This is a genomic window from Streptomyces sp. NPDC017448, assembly GCF_044330565.1.
Lineage (GTDB): Bacteria > Actinomycetota > Actinomycetes > Streptomycetales > Streptomycetaceae > Streptomyces.
Map to the genome: position 1 here is coordinate 61640 of NZ_JBIRLM010000022.1, position 18350 is coordinate 79989.

Here is an 18350-nt window from a genome sequence, read left to right on the forward strand (position 1 = left end):
CTGATCAAAACAGCGATCGAATGATACGGTCCGATCGTTGATGGGCGGGTGGCAGGGTGTGATGCGAGGGGTGGAGGACGGGATGCGTATTTCCGGAGAAGAGCGCCGCAGGCTCATCGTGACGACAATCGGTGAGCTGGGCGGACATGTCCGGTTGTCGGAGCTGGCCGAGCGGTTGGGCATCCCCGCCGTCACGGTCCGGCGGGACGTGGTCGCCCTGGCCGATGCGGGGCGCGTCGTGCGCTCCCACGGCTACGTCTCCCTCGACCACGCCTCCCCGGAGAATCCCGCAGGAGGGGGTGGGGCCCCCGCGCAACAGACCGTGGGGCTCCTGGTCCCGTCCGTCGGCTCGTACTTCGACGAGGTCATCGACGGGGTCCGTTCCGCTGCCGCGGAGGCCGGGCTCCGCCTGGTGCTCGGCATCGCGCCGTACGGGGCGGGCGACGACCTGACCCAGGCCGAGCAGCTGTTGGAATCGGGAGCCCAGGGGCTCCTGCTCGCCCCCGGCCTGCTCCCCGGCCTGGGCCGCGAAGACTGCGCGTGGCTGGATTCCCTGCCGGTTCCCGCCGTGCTCGTGGAGCGGCGCTCCCCGACCTTCGACGGCCCCGGGTCACAGCTGGATTCCGTCGGGTCCGACCACCGCGCCGGGGTGTTCAGGGCGCTGCGGCACTTCGCCCGTCTCGGCCACGACAGCGTGCTGCTGGCCGCGCGGAGCGATTCGTGGACCGCCGAGGAGGTACGGGCGGGCTATGTCCAGGGGACGCGCCTGCTCGGGATGGAGCCGGCGCCGGTGCTCGACACGCTCAGGCCCGCCGGATCGGGCCCCGACCCGGCGGGCCTCGCCCGCCGGATCGCCGAGGCGGCGGCGAACGGCACCCGGGCGGTGCTCGTCCACAACGACCAGGACGCCATCCAGCTCCCGCCTCTGCTCCGGGCGCTCGGCCTCACCGTGCCGGACGACATCGCCCTGATCGCTTATGACGACGTGTTCGCGGCGCTGGCCGCTCCGCCGCTGACCGCGGTCGCCCCGCCGAAACGGGCGGTAGGCGAAGCGGCGCTCGCCCTGCTGCTGCGGCGGCTCACCGGCGGCCGCTACCTGCCGGTGAGCCGTACGTCGCTGTTGCCCACCCTTCGCGTGCGCACGTCCTGCGGAGGCTGACGAGCCTCCGTGCGTCTGCGGATCTCATGGCTTCCGCGTCCTGCGCCCCGGGAGCGATGAACCGGTCGGAGGTCGTCGCCTTCCCGCGGTTCCTGGTTCCTGGTCCTCGTCCCCGGTCCCGCCGGGCGGGACTCTCCGAACGGGCCCCCGGGAGCTGACTGATCATTCGTCAAAAAGATCAGGTCAAATGAGCTGCTTGACATGATCGTGATCTCTGGGGCCGGGCCGGTCGTGTCAACGCTATTGGCAGGTCACGGCGGTTTTCCAGAGCGGTGGGCTCGGCTGCTTCTCGTGATCGTATCGATCATTCGATCCATGCATCTTGACTTCGATCACCCGCATCCTCAGGATGGCTGGCAATCGCCCCCGGGTCACCTTCTCGAACAAGGCCGTCCGGGCTCCGTGCCCTCCCTCTTAGGAGTCGTGCCATGCGTTCATCCATGTTCTCCCGCCGCAGAGTCCGCGCCGGCGCCGCGATCACCGCGGCCGCTTTGTGCGGAACCCTGCTTGCCGCCTGCGGAGGCGAGCAGGACGACGCCGCGGGCGCCGACGGCAAGCCGGTCACCCTGACCTTCTGGGGCTGGGCCAAGGGCACCCGGGAAGTCGTCGCCGACTTCAACGCGACCCACCCGGACATCCGGATCACGTTCGAGGAGATCCCCGCCGGCAACGCCGGCGGGTACGCGAAGATCGCCAACGCCGTCAAGGCGGGAAACGCTCCGGACGTCTTCAACATCGAGTACCCGCAGCTGCCCGACTTCGTCAGCCAGGGGGCGGTCCAGGACATCAGCGGGCTCGTCGACGACAGCCTCCAGGGCAAGTACCTGCCGCAGGCGAGCGAACTCACCTCGCTCGGCGGTAGGACCTGGGCCCTGCCCCTGGACGTCGCTCCGCAGACCTTCTTCTACCGTAAGGACCTTTTCCGGAAGGCGGGCATAACGGTGCCCCGGACCTGGGACGAGTTCCGCAAGGCCGCCGAGAAGCTCAAGGCCGCACAGCCCAAGACGCGGATCGCCACGTTCTTCCCGGACGACCCGACCACGTTCGAGGCGATGGCCTGGCAGAACGGCGCCCGCTGGTTCACCGCCGAGAAGGACGCCTGGAAGGTGGACCTCACGAGCCCGGAGACCGACAAGGCCGCCGACTACTGGCAGAAGCTGGTCGACGACGACCTGGTCCAGGTCCAACCGTCGTTCAGCCAGCAGTGGACGGCCTCGCTCCAGAAGGGGGAGACGGCCGGCTACCTGGGGGCGTCGTGGGGCGCGGGCGTCCTGAAGGCGAACCTCGGATCGGCCCCCGGCATGGACGGGAACTGGGCGGTGGCGCCGATGCCCACCTGGAACGGGGAACCCTCCAGCGGCATGCTCGGCGGCACCACCTTCGCGGTCTCCAAGGACAGCAAGAAGGCCGAGGCCGCCGTCGAGTTCGCCACCTGGGCCACCACCACCCCGGAAGGCATGAAGGCCCGCATCGACTCGGGAACCTCGTCCTCCTACCCCGCGGCCACCGCGCTGCTCCCCGTCGCGAAGAAGGCCTTCGACACCACGTTCTACGGCGGGCAGGACATCTACGGCGTCTACGCGGAGGCCGCGAAGTCGATCAAGCCCGGCTGGACCTGGGGGCCCGCCATGGGCGTGACGAACGGTTCGCTGAAGGACTCCTTCGGCAAGGTCGCCGGCAGGACCGGCACCATCGGCGACGCTCTCACCACCGCCCAGCAGGCCACCCTGGACGAGTTCAAGAACCGCGGGCTGAAGGTCGCCCCGTGACCACACGCACCACCCGGGCCGAACCCCTCCGCGCCGCCACCCCCGGGCGGCGCGGGCGGTACGGCGCTCCCGCGGTCCTGCTCGCCCCGTTCCTGCTGCTCTTCACCGCCTGCACCCTCGTGCCGGTGGGCTACGCCGTCCACCTCAGCCTCTACACCGAGCAGCGCGGCGGCCTCGGGTTCGGCGGCACGGAAACCCTTTTCACCGGATGGGGGAACTACGCCCGGGCGCTGAGGGACGAGGCGTTCCTCGACGGATTCGTGAACATCGCCCTGTACTGCCTGATGTACATCCCGGTGATGATCGGCCTCGCGCTGGCGCTGGCCCTGCTGGTGGACTCCACGCTGGCGCGCGCCAAGCGGTTCTTCCAGCTCGCCCTCTTCATCCCGCACGCGGTGCCCGGCATCATCGCCGCGCTGATCTGGATGTACCTGTACACCCCCGGCATCAGCCCGGTGCTCGACGTGCTGGAAGCCCTCGGGTCCCGGCCCGACCCGCTCGGCAGCCCCTTGCCGGCCGTGGTCAACATGGCTCTGTGGCAGTGGACCGGCTACAACGTGGTCATCTTCTACGCCGCACTCCAGGCCATCCCCCGTGAGGTGCTGGAAGCCGCGGTCGTCGACGGCGCCGGCCCGGTGCGCACCGCGTTCAGTATCAAGATCCCGCTGATCCGCGCCTCCCTCGCGATGGTCGGGCTGTTCACCGTCATCGGGTCGCTGCAACTCTTCACCGAGCCGATGATCCTCCACGGCACCGCCCCTGGTGTCACCTCCGCATGGACGCCCAACATGTACGCCTACACCGCCGCCTTCGAACGCAGCGACTACGGTCTCGCCGCGGCCTCCTCGGTCCTGCTCGCGGCCGCCGCCGCGATCCTGTCCTTTGCCGTCACCCGGCTGACCCGGCCCCGGTCCGACCGTCGGAAGGAGGCTGCGGCATGAGCAGTTCCCCCCGGCACTGGAGTCTGTCCAGAGCGGTCGTCAACGGTGTGCTGGTCCTGGCCACCGCCTACACCCTGCTGCCCCTGGGCTGGTTGCTCACCGCAGCCGCCAAGAACACCGCCGACCTGCTCGGCGGGAACACCCTGGGGCCCGACAATTTCCACCTGGGCAAGAACCTCGCCGACCTGGCCTCCACCGGCGACGGCATCTACTTCCGCTGGTACGCCAACTCGCTGCTGTACGCGGGGCTGGGCGCGGCACTGTGCGCCCTGATCTGCGTCGCCGCCGGATACGTGTTCCACGTCTACGCCTTCCCCGGCAAGGAGAAGGTGTTCGGGCTGGTCCTGGTCGGGGTCATGGTCCCCACCACGGCGCTGGCGCTGCCGATGTACCTGCTCGCCTCCGAAGTGGGCCTCGTCAACAGCTTCTGGGCCGTCTTCCTGCCCTCACTGGTCAATCCGTTCGGGGTCTATCTCTCCCGCGTGTTCTGCGCCGGCTACGTGCCCGGCGAGGTGCTGGAGGCCGCACGCGTGGACGGAACGGGGGAGCTGCGCACTTTCTGGTCGATCGGTCTGCCCATGGTCATGCCCGGGTTCGTCACCGTCTTCCTGTTCCAGTTCACCGCCATCTGGAACAACTTCTTCCTGCCGCTGGTGATGCTCTCCGACAACAAGCTCTTCCCGGTCAGCCTGGGCCTGTTCACCTGGAACGTGCAGACCAGGTCATTCCCCGAGTACTACCCGCTGGTCGTCACCGGGGCGCTGCTCGCCGTCGTCCCGCTGATCCTCGCCTTCGTCCTCCTCCAGCGGCACTGGAAGGCCGGTCTCACCGCGGGAAGCGTCAAGTGAGCGCCCCCGTCCACGCCGACTCCTACGAGGAGAAGCCCATGTCCGACCCCCGGCCGTCCGCCGACGACAGGACCGGCTCCCGCCCCCGCGCCGTCCTCGCCATGCACCAGGACCTGGTAGCACGCCTCTTCGACGCCCCCACCACGGCCCGGCTCGTCGCCCTCACCGATATCGACCCCGGACTGGTTCTCGACGACTTCACCACCCCACGGGCCCGGGCCGCGCTGGCGGACGTGGAGGTGATCGTCTCGGGCTGGGGCTGCCCACCGATCGACGAGACCGTTCTGGCCGCGGCGCCGCGCCTGCGGGCGGTCGTGCACGCGGCGGGGTCGGTGAAGCACCACATCACCGACGCCTGTTGGAAGAGGGGCGTCCAGGTCGCGTCTGCCGCCTGGGCGAACGCGTTGCCGGTGGCTGAGTACACCGTGGCGTTTGTTCTGCTGGCGAATAAGGATTTGTTGGGCATTCGTGAGGATTATCGGGCCCGTCGTGCGGCGTATGACTGGCAGGTCGCCTATCCGCAGGCGGGTAATTATCGGCGTGCGGTCGGGGTGGTGGGGGCCTCCCTTATCGGCCGCCGTGTTCTGGAGTTGCTCCGTCCCTATGACCTGGACCTGCTGCTCCACGACCCTTACGTGGAACCGGCCGAGGCCGTGCGCCTCGGAGCCCGCTCCGTCACGCTCGACGAACTGTGCGCGACCTGCGACATCGTGACCGTGCATGCCCCTGAGCTTCCGGGTACTCGTCATCTCATCGACGGCCGGAGACTTGCTCTGATGCGGGACGGCAGTACGTTGATCAATACTTCGCGGGGTTCTCTCATCGATCAGGACGCTCTGACCGCCGAGTTGGTCTCCGGGCGGCTCAACGCGGTTATCGACGTCACGGTTCCGGAGGTTTTGCCTGCGGATTCGCCGCTCTATGACTTGCAGAACGTCGTGCTGACTCCGCATGTCGCCGGTTCTTTGGGGGGCGAGTTGCACCGGCTGGCCGCGGCTGCCGTGGACGAACTCGCCCGCTGGTCCGCGGGAGAGCCCTTCGCGCATCCGGTGGTGGAGGAGGACATCCCCCGCACGGCGTGAGGGGCACACCGCGCGCCTTTTCGCCTGCGGGCGGTGGGGCGGATCGCGGTGGCCTGAAGGCGGTGCCGGAGTGGGCCTGAGCGGGACGGCACCTGTCACCGCACCCCCACCCGGCCCCAGGCCGTGGGGGAGGGGACGAGCAGCGCAAAACCGTCGAGCGGTGCGCCGGCCCTCTCGAGCGGTGGAGGGGCCTGGCTGTGGGGGCGAATGGTCTCGCCATCGTCTACGAGGATGTGCTCCGTCTTGCAGCGGCCTGGAGCTGGGTGCGCGTGCGGATGGCTGAAGGGGCCCGCCCGCGCGAGAAGCCTGACTCAGGGCGGGGGCGGGGCGTCGATCGCTCTCGCCCGGCAGTCTGAGCACTTCCCGGACCTCCTTGCGACGAACAGGTGCCGATAGACCGTCACCTGGCGCTCAGGGATGCCGCAGAGCGTCGCTTTGTCCGCCAAGGCGTGTTCCAGGGCCCGGTCATCTGTTTTCCGGCATTCTGAGGGGGAGATCACCGGTGGATGTTGTGGCGATCATGGAAGCACTGGCTGAACAGGGCATCACGGTGCTCTTCAAGGCCGATGCCGAACGGATGGCAGAGCGGCGCAAGCCCTGGACATTCGTGGCCAGTGGTGCCCCTTTGCGCGACGACATCCTTGTGCGAACCGATGCCGCCTCCGTGGAGCAGTGCCTCGAAGCCTGCCTGCCTCGCCTGCGCGAATTGGGCTTTTCGCTGCCCGAGTGACGAGAGTGGCCAACCGGGATACAACGTGCCGGCTCACCGCGTGTGCTCGCCGGGGGCGTATCGGCTCCAGGTGCCGTCGGCCTCGGTGACGAGCCGACTGGCGGTCTTGGCGTGGTAGCCGAGGGCCTTGGCGATGGCCGGCGCGGGGGCCTGGAGGACGAGATGCCGGATGGCGGAGGTGCGGGCTCGTGGAGCCGGGACACCGAGGTCACGGAGGGGGCCGAGAAAGCTGGTCGGGTTCATCGGCTGGCCCGGGCGGCGGCCGGGGAAGAGCCAGCGGGCGGAGAGGTTCACCGTGGGTGTGCGGGCCGGGAGCGACCGGAGGTAGTCCCGAACGAGATCGGCGACGGGCTTGGGCAAGGGCGAGGGCGGGTGAGGCGTCGTTGCTGGCAGGTGGCGTGGTCCGGTTGGGGCGATCATGGTCAGTCGGGCGGTTCTGGCGCATCGGCTGTTAACCGGAGTCTCGCGGCGTCATCTGGGTTGCTTGGTAGAGGTGTTGGCCGTGTCGTGGCAGGCCGGTGTCGAAGGTCGTCGTCATGCTGCACGAGGCGGGATCAGGAAGCGGGCTGCGGGTACTGGCGCCCGTCACCAGCTGGTGTTCGTCGACCGGTTGGTGGCCACGCTGATACATCTGCGGCACGACCTGCCGCACTCGGTGCTGGGGCTGTTGTTCGGCGTCGATCGCTCCACCATCACCCGCGCGATCGGGGAGATACGTCCGCTCCTGGCCGAGCGGGGGTGCGCGGTTCCCGACCGTCCCGGCCTGCGGGCGTTGCCGGACGTGTTCGCCTATGCCCAGGCCGAAGGCGTCGAGCTGCGGCTGGACGCCACTGAGATCCAGGTCCGCCGGCCGCAGGCCAACCGCGGTGGTCGCCGGGCGTTCGTGTCGGGCAAGAAGAAGCAGAACACGATGAAGGCCACCGTGATCGCCGACTGGCAGGGCCGCACGTTATGGACCGATGCCCTGCGACCTGGACGCATGCACGACGCGACGGCCGCCCGCAACGAAGGCATCGCCATCTGCTTCCAACACTTCCCCGACGTCGAGGTCCTCCTGGACGACGGCTACCTCGGCCTGAGCCGCGACCACCGAGGACAAGCGAACACGCCACCCAGAAAACCCCGCCCGGGAGCACTGCCCGGCAGGGTCGAACAAGGGGAACGCGACCGTCACGGCCACTCATCCGACCGCATCACCGTCGAACACGCCCTCGCCGACCATAAACGCTGGAAGCAACCGACGCGCTGGACCCACCGCCGCGACCGCCTGCCCGACACCTACCGCGCCATCGTCGGCCTCGTCTCCGACCAAACACGCTTCACCCGCTATCACGCACCAACTCCTTAGGTGGGTGGGGTGAGGTGGGTGGTGGCGGTGAGGGTGAGGTGGCCGTGTTGGAGGGCGTTGATGTGGGTGGTTTTGGTTGTTTTGTTTGTTTTGTTGGGGGTGGGGGTGGGGTGGGTTTCTGTTTCGATCCAGCAGGGGTGGTGGAGGTGGGTGGGGCGGTGGAAGGTGGCGTGCATGGTGGTGGGGGTGTGGGTGGGGTGGGTGGGGTGGGTGGCGTGGCTGGCTTGGCGGATGGCTTCGAGGAGGAGCATGTGGGGGGCGTGGGGGGTGGGGTGGGGGAGGAGGGTGGGGTGGTGGGGGGTGGGGCGTAGGCGCCAGCGGTGGGGGTCGTCGGTGGGGGAGAGGACGACGTCTTGTTTTCTGGTGCGTCCTGCGGTGGTGGGGGGGATGGGTGGGGTGGGGGGGTGGGGTGGGGGGGTTGGGTGGTGGTGGTGGGTGGGTGGGGTGGGGCGGTCGAAGGTGAGGGTGGCGACGGCGAGGAGGGCGGCGTCGAGGATGACTTCGACGCGGAGGGTTGTGGTGGTGGGGAGGGTGCCTTGGTAGTGGATTTCGGTGTGTTGGGCGTGCATTTCGATGGTGGTGGGGGTGGTGGTGATGCGGAGGGCTGCGGGGTTGGCGGAGTAGCGCAGGCTGGTCCAGGTGGGGTGGTGGCCGGGTGGGGTTTTGAGTGTGGTGCGGGTCAGGAGCAGGCCGCATCGGCGCAGGCTTTCGCAGAGCAGGAGGGGGTCGTGGACGCCGTGGGGGGAGTGGTAGAAGCTGTGGCGGCGTGGCCATCGGGCGCTGACCAGGTGGGAGTCGGGGCCGGTTTTCTTCCAGCCGGTGAGGTGGATGTCCGTGGGTGGGGGCCGGTGTGCGTACTGGTTGGCGACAGTCGTGGTCGGTGTGGGTTTTACCGTGGTGAGACGGTCGTCCGTACCGAGCATGCCTCTACCCCCCTGGGGCGTGCGTACGTATGCCCTCCGGATCTTTGGCCGAAGGGCTCGCTCAGTAAAATAAGTGTGTTCGTTTTTTTTGTCGAGGTGATGATTCCGTAGCCGGACGGTGGCCGAACCGAAGCGGGAAGGGGTTGCGGGGCGGGGCGGGGTGGGCTCCTCGCGGGGCTGTGGGGGCGGGTGGGCGCGGGCGGGTGCGGTCCTGCACCGTGTCGGCGTGTCGGCGTGACCGGGGGTGGTGTTTGTTCCCTCGCCGGGGGGCGGCCGGCTCCGGCGGGCGGGCGGGCGGCGCAACGGGGCCGCCCGCCCGCCGAAGACGCCGACCGCGAGGCCCGACTCCCCACCCTCCTCTCGCGCGCAAGTCCCGCCCCCCTCCCCGGCCTTCCCGAGGGCCCCCGGGGGCCCGGGCTTCCCGGCTCCGGTCTCTCCGGCCCCGGCCTTCCCGAGGGCGTCCCCCGGGGGGCCCGACCTTCCCGGCTCCGCCCTCCCCGGCCCCCGGCTCTGCTCTCTTCGGGGCCGGCTTTCCCCAGGGCACCCCCCGGGGGCCCGGGCCTCCCGGCTTCCGCCTTCCCCGGCTCCCGTTTTCGTGGGTTCGTCCTTCCGGCTTCGTTCTCTCCGGGCCGGGTCTCGCCGGGGGCGCGCAGGAGGTTCGGCGGGATTGTGGGGAGGGCAGTGGGCGCAGGGAGTCTGGCGGGGTCGGGCGCCCTGCAGGGTCTGGTGAAGTCCCGTTGAAAGTAAGGGCGTTCGGCAGGGCCGGGGTCCGGGAACCCAGTGGGACATCGCGAAGTCCCGGAGGGGATCGGGGGAGTTCGGTGGAGCCGGGAGCCGGGAGCCGGGAGCCGGGAGCCGGGAGCCGGGAGCCGAGCACCGGGGGCCGGGAGCCGGGGGCCGAGCACCGGGGGCCGGGAGCCGGGGGCCGAGCGCCGGGGGCCGGGGGGCGGGGGTCGGGGGGCGGGCACGGGGGGCGGGGGCTGGGTGCCTTGCGGTGCGGGTGGGGCCCCGGGGGGAGGCCCGGGTGTTCGGAGGGTCCGGGAGGCGGGTGCCTTGTGGGGCGGGTGGAGTCCCGGGGGCCCGGGTGTTCGGCGGGGTTCCGGGGGCCCGTGGGAGGTGGTGAAGTCCTGGGAAAGGCAAGGGGGTTCGGCGGGGGCGGGGGCGTCGCAGGGCCTGGTGGAAATTCTTGGGGGTGTTCCTCGGGCTCTGTGGGTTTTTGGGGGGTCGGGCGGTGTGGTGGGGTCGGGGCCTTGTTTCCCGGCGGGGTGTCGTGAAGTCCCGGGTGGGGGGGGGGCAGCGGGTCGGGGGGGTGGGTGCTTTGCGGTGCGGGGTGAAGTGCCGGTGGGGGTAGGGGAGTTCGGCGGTCTAGGGGCCGGGCGCCCCGTTGGGGTGGGTGAAGGCCCGGGGGCAGGGCAGGGCAGGGCGGTGTGGTGGGGTCGGGGTTCTGTTTCCCGGCGAGGCACGGGGAAGTTCCAGGGGTGACAGAGGGGGGGCGGGGTTGGGGTCCTGTTTCCCGGGTGTCTGGTGAACCCTCCCCCCCGGCGAAACAGGGGAGTTCGAGGTGGCGGGGAGTCAGGTGTCTTGCGGTGCGGGGTGAACCCCCTTTGCGGGAAGGGCAGTTCGGTGAGTCCGAGGGGCGGGGGCCTCGCGGGGGCTGGTGAAGTCCCGTTGGGTGCATAGGGGTTCGGTGGGATTCCAGGGGGGGCGGGGGTTTGGTGGAGTGCCGGGCGAGGCGGGCCACTTCGACCGGGCCGGAATCCGGACGCCTTGGAGGGGAGGGGGGAACTCTGGGGAGGGCGGGGGGCGTACCCGGTGCCCGGGGGCGCCCCGCGGGGTGGGGGCCCGGGGAGGGTGGGGAAGCCCGGCGGGGCGCCGGCGCGTCCGGCGGGGCTGGTGGAGCTCCAGGGAGGGGGCGGGGGGCGGGCGGTGTAGGGGGCGGCCCGGGGTGTCTTGGAGGGGTGGGGTTCCGGAAGGAGGGGTGGGGTGTTCGGTGAAGCGGGGTGGGGCGGTGAGGAGTGTGCAGGGGACGCTGTGGGGTGCGGGGTCGTGCGCAGCCCGGGCCGGCGTTGCCGGGGCGGTGTGGGGGCAGAGCCCCGCGGGTGTCGGGGGCGTCGGGGGTTTCAAGGGTGGGGGGCGGGTGGGTGGTTCAGGGTGTGGGGGGGGGGCTGGGGGGTGGGGGGTTCAGGGTTTTGGTAGGGGCAGGGTTATGCCGTGGGTGCTTGTTTCGGCTACCCCGCTCAGGGCCAGGGCCCACAGCCGTTCGAGTTGCGCGCCGGCACTGAGGCGTTCTCGCTGGGTGCCGGGCCGGGCGCGGAGGCAGGCGGCGGTGCCGTCGACCAGGTGCTGGACCAGCACGGCGAGGTCTTCGACGGGTGAGTCCTGATCGAGCTGGCCCATGCGGTGCGCTTCGTCCAGGAGCCTGCGTACTTCCGGTAGCCAGCAGTCGGTCCAGGGGTAGGGGGAACGTGCTTCCCAGGAGAGGCGGACCGCGGCCCGTACCGTGGTCTCGTTCTCCATGAGGTCCGCGATGACCAGGCTGAGCTCGATCACCCGCAGCAGCGGGGGAGCGGGGTTCGCGGCCACCCGGTCCACCGCTTCGGCCAGCAGGGACTGCCCCGCCTGCCAGACGGCGTCCGCCAGGTCGTTCTTGGAGGGGAAGTGGTAGGTCAGCGCTCCCATCGACATCCCCGCCGTCTTGCTGACCGAGGAGAGGGAGGTGCCGTCATAGCCTTTGAGATCGATCTCCGCGGCTGTGGTGCGCACCACAGCCGCACGGGTGCGTACAGCTCGTTTCTGTCTCACCATGCTGCCTCCGGATACCTGCGCGTGGACGGACGCATGGGGGTGCACGGCTGCCGAGCACCCGGGCGAGTTGCTCGTTTCGCCTTCCATGGCGTCAGCAGGACGATGCTGAACCCCTCATCGGCGCCAGCCAAGGGGGACTTGCCCAAGACGTATCAGGTGTCGTGCCGCCGGGCCCTTCTTCCTGTCCTTCTCGCGACGACTTGGCGAAGTGGCGGCCCCGCTGAAGCGCTGTCAGAAAAAAGGAGGACGTTCGCTATGGTCGTGCGGAGGTATTCCGTCAGCCATCACTGGGAGGGGACACGCCATGGTGACGAGCGCCTCGGCCGAGGCCCGGTACCCGCTACCGGCCTTCGTGGACCAACTCTTCGAGGACCTGCCGCGTGCCGACCAGCGCAAGTGGGCCCGGGCCCATATCGAGGCCCTGATGCGGACCCGGGGCAAGAAGACCGTGCGGCGGCTGGCCGCTTCGGTCTCCACCTCCCCGACCGCTCCCCAGGCGCTGCACCAGTTCGTCAACGCCAGCCCCTGGGACTGGATGCCGGTACGGCGGGAGATGGCCCATTGGGCCGAGACCCGGCTGGCCCCGCGGGCCTGGCTCCTGGACTTCGCGGTGATACGCAAACGCGGTGAGCACTCCTGCGGTGTGCACCGGCGCTTCGATCCGGCCACCGGCCGCTCCGCCACCTGCCAGGTCGGGGTGGGGGCCTTCCTCGCCACCGCCGAGGAGGCTCTCCCGGTCCACTGGCGTCTGCTGCTGCCCGGCGCCTGGGCCAACGACCCCCGCCGGCGCCTGCGCGTCCGCATCCCCGACGACGTGGGCTCCCAGCCGGTCGAGGACCACGCCCTGGCCCTGACCGACTTCCTCATGGACAACAGCCGCACCGCCCCCGTCCCGGTCGTCGCCGACCTGGCCACGGCGCCCGGCGCCCACACCCTCGTGCGCGGCCTTGCGGTACGCAACCGCGACTTCGTCATCGCCGTGCCGGCCGGCTTCAAAGTGGTCCTGGGCCGCCACCTGCACCTGCAAAACCCCACCGACGCCGGGGACCGCGGCCTGGCGCTGGCCGCCCGGAGCCTGTTCGAGTTCGATTCCGGTCTCACCCGCACCGAGACGCTCGATGCCACCGACGCCTGCCGCCAGCGCCTCACGGTCACCTCCGCCCGCGTCTACCTGCCCGACACCCACCCCTCCTTCCCCCCGCGCACCTACTGCCTGTTCACCCTGGCCGCGGAGAACAGCAGACGGCCGGCGCAGATGTGGCTCACCAGCCTCACGCACGCCCGGGCGGCCGAACTGGCGGCGCTGACCCGGCTGCTGTCCCGCAGCCAGGAAGCGGTGCGCCGCATGGAGAGCGATTTCGGCCTGCTCGACTTCGAAGGCCGCTCCTACCCCGGCTGGCACCACCACATGACCCTGGTCTCCGCGGCCTACGCCTACCACCGGGTCGGGCACCTCGCGGCCACCGACCTGACCAAAGCCGCCTGATCCCCCCGTCCCAACCCCCACCAGGGCCCCCAACCCCCACCCCGGGCCTCCGGCCCCCTCCAGGACCCCCGGCCCCCTCCAGGGCCCCCGGCCACCTCCCGCCCTCTCCGACCTCCCGATCCCCTCCCGGACCCCCGGCTACCTCCCAGACTCCCGGCCATCTCCCGCCCCTCTCCGACCTCCCGATCCCCCTCAGACCTCCAGCCTCCCGACCTCCCCCAGCGCCCTCAGGCCCCGCTCCCACCGCCCCCACCCCCTTCCGGCCCCCTTCCGGTCCCCGCCCTCACCCCCCCCGGGTCCCTTTCCGGTCCCCGCCTCCAGCCTCCCGGCCTCCTCCCGGACCGGGTCCCACCTCCCAGACCTCCCGCCCCCAGGCCCCCCGCCTCCCGACCACCCCCGGGCCTCCCGGCCTCCTTCCGGGCCCCCGGCCCACCGGGCTCCACGGCCCCCGGCCCTGCCGTTCCCGGCCTGCCGCCCCCCGCCCCTCCCGCACGGCCGGAGACGACACCCACGGTGAGATCATGCTGAAGCACACATACGAGGGGCAGGACTGCAGTCTGGCCCGGACCCTCGAAGTCGTCGGTGAACGCTGGACCCTGCTCATCGTGCGTTCGGCGCTGCTCGGCGTCCGCCGCTTCGACGGCTTCCTCGCCAGCCTGGACATCGCCCGCAACGTCCTGACCAACCGGCTGGCACGCCTGGTCGAGGCCGGACTCATGGAGCGCGTCCCCTACCAGTGCAGGCCCCTTCGCCACGAGTACGTCCTCACCCCCGCCGGACGCGACCTCACCCGCTCGGTCATCGCGCTCACGCAGTGGGGCGACCGGAACCTGCCCGCCCGCCTGGGCCCCCCGCGCAGGGCCGAGCACACCGGATGCGGGGGAGAGGCCCACATCGAACTGCGCTGCTCGCACTGCGGCCACGAAGTCGGCGACGAGGAAGTGACCATGCGGCGCCTGCGGTGACCCCCGGGAGGTGGGGGGGAAGTGACGGCGCGGTGCTTGCGGCGACCACCGGCGGGTGGTGCAGGAGGTGACCATGCGGTGCTTGCGGCGCGCCCGCCGGGGGGTGGTGCAGGTGGTGTCCATGCGGCGCCTGCGGTGACCCCCGGGGGGTGGTGGGGGAAGTGACGGCGCGGTGCTTGCGGCGCGCCCGCCGGGGGGCGGTGCAGGAGGAGGTGGCGGTGCGGCGTTCGGGGTGATCGCCGGGGGCAGCGCACGACCAAAGATGCCCCGCCCCCGCGCTCCGCCCCACGATGATCCCCTCCGCCCCGTCCGGGCGGCCGGAGGAGGAGAGGGATCGTGACGTCCATCATGGGAGCGTTTCGCAGAACGGTCATGGCGCCCTCCCTGAGCGAGGTGAGTTTCGCCGGCCGGGGATTCGACATCCCCCCCACCCAGGAGACCCGAACCCTGGAAAGCGTCCCGCAGGCCGTGGTCTGCGGCTTCGAATGGGCCATCGGCGACCGCTCCCTGACCGACACCGAACGCCGCCTGTCCCTGGTCGACGCGGACGTACGCGGCTTCGCCTACGAGGGCGCCACGATGGCCTGCGCGATCCGGGACGCGATGAACCCCCGGGGCCACCGCACCCGCGACCTCCTGCACGGCCAGGGCGGCAGGGCCCACATCTTCCTGAACTACATCGGTATCGGTTTCGCCATGGCCCGCCTGCCCCGCCCCCTGTGGAAGCGCATCCTGCCCCCGCTCACCGCCCCCGACCACTACCCCGCCATGAACTGGCTGGCCGTGGACGGCTACGGATTCGACCAGGCCTACTTCGACACCGCGCGCCGCGTCGAGCAACAACGACGCCCCCGCCCCTACCCCTGGCAGGGGAACGCCGACTACTTCCCGCGCGCCGCCGACCAGGGGCTGGGGCGCGCCCTGTGGTTCATCCACGGCGCCCGTACCGACCATGTCGCCGCCGCCCTCAACGCGTTCGCCTCCCACCGCCACCCCGACCTGTGGAGCGGCGTGGGCCTGGCCGCCACCTTCGCCGGCGGCGCCCCCGGCCCGCTGGCGGCCCTGCGCCACCACGCCGGCCCGCACGCCGCGCACCTGGCCCAGGGCGCGGTCTTCGCCGCCAAGGCGCGCCACCACGGCGGACACGTCCCCGACCACACCCGGGCCGCCCTCCACGCCCTGAGCGCCCTGGACGTCCCCGCCGCCGCCGAACTCGCCGACGCCTGCGCCGTCCCCGCCCACCAGGCAGGGGCCCTGCCGGCCTACGAGATCTGGCGGCGCCGGGTGCGCGAGCAACTGCCCGCCGTCCCCCTCTGAGCACGCTCGGAGTGGACGGCCGTTTCGGAACCACGGATACATTCGTCGCGGAATTGTTCGGTCACGAGGGGCGGTCTATCGCGGTGTCTACTGCATTCGGTGCGCTTCGGCGCCGGCTACTCACACCTCCCATTTCCGAGACCACCATGAAGGTGCGCGGATTCCATGTGAAGAACCCGGAATCCCGAAAGCGTCTCGAGGAAATCGGCGAAACCTTCCTCCAGGGGTACGCGTTCGCCCTCCAGGCGTCCTCGGCGCCCGAAGCCGAGGACCTGCTGGAAACGGTGCCGCACGACCTGCGGGGCTTCGCCTACGAAGGGGCCGCGATGGGCGCCGTCGTCCACGACGCGCTGCCCGGGCACAGCGGCCGCCTCGCGGGCCTGCTCGCCGGCCGCGGCCGCCACCACGACTACATGATCCACGTCGGGATCGGCTGGGCCATGGCCCGCCTGCCGCGCCCCCTGTGGCCCGACATCCGCACCACCGACCCCCTCCTGCGGTGGCTGGCCCTGGACGGGTTCGGGTTCCACCAGGCCTACTTCAAGACCCCCGCCTACGTCCGCGACCCCTCCCCGCCCCCGCCCCTGCGCTGGAACGGCGGCCACAACCACTACACCGCCCACGCCATCGACCAGGGCATAGGCCGGGCCCTGTGGTTCGTCGGCGGCACCGACCCCGCCACGGTCGCCCAACTGATCGCCTCCTACGCCCCGCCCCGCCACGCCGACCTGTGGGCCGGCGCGGGACTGGCCTGCACCTACGCCGGGGGCGCCACCGAGGAAGAGCTCACCCTGTTCGCCCGGCAGGCCGGCGAACACCGCTGGGCCCTGGCCCAGGGGGCGGCGTTCGCCGCCGAGGCCCGCACCCGGGCCGCACTGGTGAGCGAGCACACCCACCGGGCCACCCGCGCCGTATGCGGGATCTCCGTCCAGGAGGCCTCCCGGATCTGCAACGCCCTCAAACCCGCCGCCGCCTCCCCCAACGCGCTTCCGGCCTACGAGAACTGGCGCAGAGACATCTCCGCCCACCTCGCCTCCGCATCGACTCTCCGGAAAGGTGCCGATCAGTGACCATGGCGAAGAACTGGCTACGCAGGAATTCCCCGGGCATCGTCGCGCTCACCCTCATGGCGAGCATCTTCTACGCTGTTCGCCTTCCCGAACCCTCCGCCGCCGACGTCCGGGAAACAGCAGCCGATTTCGCTTTCGAGCCGATGGCCATAGCCCTGCCCGGAGGATTGCCCACCCAGAAGGTCAGGAAAGTCAACAAGGCTTACCAGCACATCGAGGCGTGGATCTCCTCGGTCGGCGCCGGCATCGCTGTGAACGACATGGACGGCAACGGCCTCTCCGACGACCTGTGCCTGACCGACCCCCGCACCGACCAGGCGGTGGTGACCCCCGCCCCCACCCGCGGCAAGGCCTACCCGCCCTTCGCCCTCGACCCCGCCCCCCTGCCCACCAGCGCCACCATGGCCCCCATGGGCTGCCTGCCCGGCGACTTCAACGAGGACGGCGCCATCGACCTCCTCGTCTACTACTGGGGCCGCACCCCCGTCATCTTCCACAACCGCGGCAAGGGCGGCGCCCCTCTCACCGCCTCCTCCTTCACCCCCACCGAACTCCTGCCCGGCACCACCGGCCCCGCCTACACGGGCCCGCTGTGGAACAGCAACACCGCCGCCGTCGCCGACTTCGACGGCGACGGCCACGACGACATCTACATCGGGAACTACTTCCCCGACAGCCCCGTCCTGGACCCCTCCAAGGACGGCGACGTCACCATGAACGACTCGCTCTCCCACGCCCAGAACGGCGGCGGTGGCCACTTCTTCCGCTGGACCCCCTCCGGCTTCCGCAAGACGGACGACGCCCTGCCCCAAGACCTCAACCAGGGATGGTCCCTGGGCGCGTCCGCCGCCGACCTCGACGGTGACCACCTCCCGGAGGTCTACCTCGCCCACGACTTCGGGACTTCGGCCCTGCTCCACAACACCTCACGCCCGGGCCGGATCACCTTCCGCGAGGTCAAGACCGTCCACACCGCCACCACCCCCAAGTCCAAAGAGCTGGGACGCAGCTCCTTCAAGGGGATGGGCGTCGACTTCGGCGACCTCGACCACGACGGCCTGTACGACATGTTCGTCAGCAACATCACCACCTCCTTCGGCATCCAGGAGTCGAACTTCGCCTTCGTCAACCAGGCCCGGGACAAGGCCGACCTGCGCTCGCGCTTCCACCGCGGCCAGGCCCCCTACCGCGACGAGTCCACCGGCCTCGGCCTGGCCTGGTCCGGCTGGGGGTGGGATGTGAAGATGGGCGACTTCGACAACAACGGCGACCTGGAGATCACCCAGGCCCTCGGCTTCGTCAAGGGCAAGAACAACCGCTGGCCCCAGCTGCAGGAACTCGCCACCGCCAACGACGCCCTGGTCGCCAACCCCACCTGGTGGCCCAACGTCCGCCACGGCGACGACCTCGCCGGCAGCCAGCGCATGCGGTTCTTCGCCAAGGACCACGACACCGGCCGCTACACCAACCTCTCCACCGTCCTGGGCCTGGGCGACCCGGTGCCCACCCGCGGCATCGCCACCGGCGACGTCGACGGCGACGGCCGCCTCGACCTCGCCGTCGCCCGCCAGTGGGACGAACCCGTCTTCTACCGCAACACCGCCCCCGACCCCGGCTCCTGGCTGGAACTCGACCTCACCCACCCCGACGGCGCCCCGGTCATCGGCGCCGAGGTCCGCGTCGAACTGCCCGACGGGAGCAAGCGCATCGCCCGCGTCGACGGAGGAGGCGGCCACTCCGGCAAACGCACCACCGACCTCCACATCGGCCTGGGCCAGGACGTTCCCGCGGAGGTCCCCGCAACGCTCACCTGGCGCGACCGCCAGGGCGAGGTCCACGAGCAGGAAGTGAGGCTGGCCCCCGGCAGGCACAGCTTCGAGCTCGCCAGCCAGGCCAAGGAGAAGTGA

The 18350-nt window shown here is 70.9% G+C and carries 15 protein-coding genes; 12 read left to right on the top strand and 3 right to left on the bottom strand.

Features of this window, described 5'->3' with window-relative positions; translation table 11 throughout:
- Positions 1-82 precede the first annotated feature (82 nt).
- The 6 genes from ACH4K1_RS27960 (at position 83) to ACH4K1_RS27985 (ending at position 6529) form a co-directional block, all read left to right on the top strand.
- A complete protein-coding gene (locus ACH4K1_RS27960; protein WP_398092348.1) occupies positions 83-1159 on the top strand; it encodes a substrate-binding domain-containing protein in 1077 nt (358 codons plus the stop codon).
- Between the two features lie 428 nt (positions 1160-1587).
- On the top strand, positions 1588-2928 hold the full coding sequence (locus ACH4K1_RS27965; protein ID WP_398092349.1) for an ABC transporter substrate-binding protein: 1341 nt from the start codon (positions 1588-1590) through the stop codon (positions 2926-2928).
- Positions 2925-3869: a carbohydrate ABC transporter permease gene (locus ACH4K1_RS27970; RefSeq protein ID WP_398092350.1), complete on the top strand. Its 945-nt coding sequence runs from the start codon at positions 2925-2927 to the stop codon at positions 3867-3869. The genes ACH4K1_RS27965 and ACH4K1_RS27970 overlap by 4 nt, the downstream gene beginning before the upstream one ends.
- Complete coding sequence (locus ACH4K1_RS27975) at positions 3866-4717, top strand: carbohydrate ABC transporter permease (RefSeq protein WP_228994452.1); 852 nt, start codon at positions 3866-3868, stop codon at positions 4715-4717. Before ACH4K1_RS27970 ends, ACH4K1_RS27975 begins: the two co-directional genes overlap by 4 nt.
- A gap of 38 nt (positions 4718-4755) precedes the next feature.
- The gene (locus ACH4K1_RS27980; protein WP_398092351.1) at positions 4756-5799 is read left to right on the top strand and encodes a hydroxyacid dehydrogenase; all 1044 of its coding nucleotides are present in this window, start codon (positions 4756-4758) and stop codon (positions 5797-5799) included.
- A gap of 520 nt (positions 5800-6319) precedes the next feature.
- Entirely contained in the window at positions 6320-6529 is a 210-nt protein-coding gene (locus tag ACH4K1_RS27985) for a hypothetical protein (RefSeq protein ID WP_398092399.1), read from the top strand.
- Positions 6530-6562: 33 nt separating this feature from the next.
- Here the strand turns inward: ACH4K1_RS27985 and ACH4K1_RS27990 are convergent, their stop codons facing one another.
- Positions 6563-6889 (bottom strand): hypothetical protein, encoded by a 327-nt coding sequence (locus ACH4K1_RS27990; protein WP_398092352.1) that lies wholly within the window; start codon positions 6887-6889, stop codon positions 6563-6565.
- Between the two features lie 58 nt (positions 6890-6947).
- On the opposite strand from ACH4K1_RS27990, the gene ACH4K1_RS27995 reads away from it, so the two are divergent.
- A complete protein-coding gene (locus ACH4K1_RS27995; RefSeq protein ID WP_398092353.1) occupies positions 6948-7877 on the top strand; it encodes a transposase family protein in 930 nt (309 codons plus the stop codon).
- On the opposite strand, the gene ACH4K1_RS28000 is transcribed toward ACH4K1_RS27995, so the two are convergent.
- On the bottom strand, positions 7874-8800 hold the full coding sequence (locus ACH4K1_RS28000; RefSeq protein WP_398092354.1) for a ScbA/BarX family gamma-butyrolactone biosynthesis protein: 927 nt from the start codon (positions 8798-8800) through the stop codon (positions 7874-7876). The two genes, ACH4K1_RS27995 and ACH4K1_RS28000, sit on opposite strands and share 4 nt — an antisense overlap.
- A 2181-nt stretch (positions 8801-10981) precedes the next feature.
- On the bottom strand, positions 10982-11605 hold the full coding sequence (locus ACH4K1_RS28005) for a TetR family transcriptional regulator (protein WP_398092355.1): 624 nt from the start codon (positions 11603-11605) through the stop codon (positions 10982-10984).
- A gap of 304 nt (positions 11606-11909) precedes the next feature.
- Between ACH4K1_RS28005 and ACH4K1_RS28010 the strand changes: the two genes are divergently transcribed.
- From ACH4K1_RS28010 to ACH4K1_RS28030, 5 genes are all read left to right on the top strand, one after another.
- Positions 11910-13091: an IS701 family transposase gene (locus ACH4K1_RS28010; RefSeq protein ID WP_398092356.1), complete on the top strand. Its 1182-nt coding sequence runs from the start codon at positions 11910-11912 to the stop codon at positions 13089-13091.
- Between the two features lie 521 nt (positions 13092-13612).
- The gene (locus ACH4K1_RS28015) at positions 13613-14056 is read left to right on the top strand and encodes a winged helix-turn-helix transcriptional regulator (protein ID WP_398092357.1); all 444 of its coding nucleotides are present in this window, start codon (positions 13613-13615) and stop codon (positions 14054-14056) included.
- Positions 14057-14392: 336 nt separating this feature from the next.
- Entirely contained in the window at positions 14393-15373 is a 981-nt protein-coding gene (locus ACH4K1_RS28020; RefSeq protein ID WP_398092358.1) for a DUF1702 family protein, read from the top strand.
- 83 nt (positions 15374-15456) lie between these two features.
- Positions 15457-16443, top strand: a complete 987-nt coding sequence (locus tag ACH4K1_RS28025) for a DUF1702 family protein (protein ID WP_398092359.1) — start codon at positions 15457-15459, stop codon at positions 16441-16443.
- A 56-nt stretch (positions 16444-16499) separates the two neighbouring features.
- Positions 16500-18350, top strand: coding sequence for a CRTAC1 family protein (locus tag ACH4K1_RS28030; protein ID WP_398092400.1), 1851 nt, complete (start codon positions 16500-16502; stop codon positions 18348-18350).

Bases quoted from the DNA above. Each gene is read 5' to 3' on its own strand.
- ACH4K1_RS27960 (WP_398092348.1), top strand. From the start codon at position 83: ATGCGTATTTCCGGAGAAGAGCGCCGCAGGCTCATCGTGACGACAATC.
- ACH4K1_RS27965 (WP_398092349.1), top strand. From the start codon at position 1,588: ATGCGTTCATCCATGTTCTCCCGCCGCAGAGTCCGCGCCGGCGCCGCG.
- ACH4K1_RS27975 (WP_228994452.1), top strand. From the start codon at position 3,866: ATGAGCAGTTCCCCCCGGCACTGGAGTCTGTCCAGAGCGGTCGTCAAC.
- ACH4K1_RS27980 (WP_398092351.1), top strand. From the start codon at position 4,756: ATGTCCGACCCCCGGCCGTCCGCCGACGACAGGACCGGCTCCCGCCCC.
- ACH4K1_RS27985 (WP_398092399.1), top strand. From the start codon at position 6,320: ATGGAAGCACTGGCTGAACAGGGCATCACGGTGCTCTTCAAGGCCGAT.
- ACH4K1_RS27995 (WP_398092353.1), top strand. From the start codon at position 6,948: ATGGTCAGTCGGGCGGTTCTGGCGCATCGGCTGTTAACCGGAGTCTCG.
- ACH4K1_RS28000 (WP_398092354.1), bottom strand. From the start codon at position 8,800: ATGCTCGGTACGGACGACCGTCTCACCACGGTAAAACCCACACCGACC.
- ACH4K1_RS28005 (WP_398092355.1), bottom strand. From the start codon at position 11,605: ATGGTGAGACAGAAACGAGCTGTACGCACCCGTGCGGCTGTGGTGCGC.
- ACH4K1_RS28010 (WP_398092356.1), top strand. From the start codon at position 11,910: ATGGTGACGAGCGCCTCGGCCGAGGCCCGGTACCCGCTACCGGCCTTC.
- ACH4K1_RS28015 (WP_398092357.1), top strand. From the start codon at position 13,613: ATGCTGAAGCACACATACGAGGGGCAGGACTGCAGTCTGGCCCGGACC.
- ACH4K1_RS28030 (WP_398092400.1), top strand. From the start codon at position 16,500: ATGGCGAGCATCTTCTACGCTGTTCGCCTTCCCGAACCCTCCGCCGCC.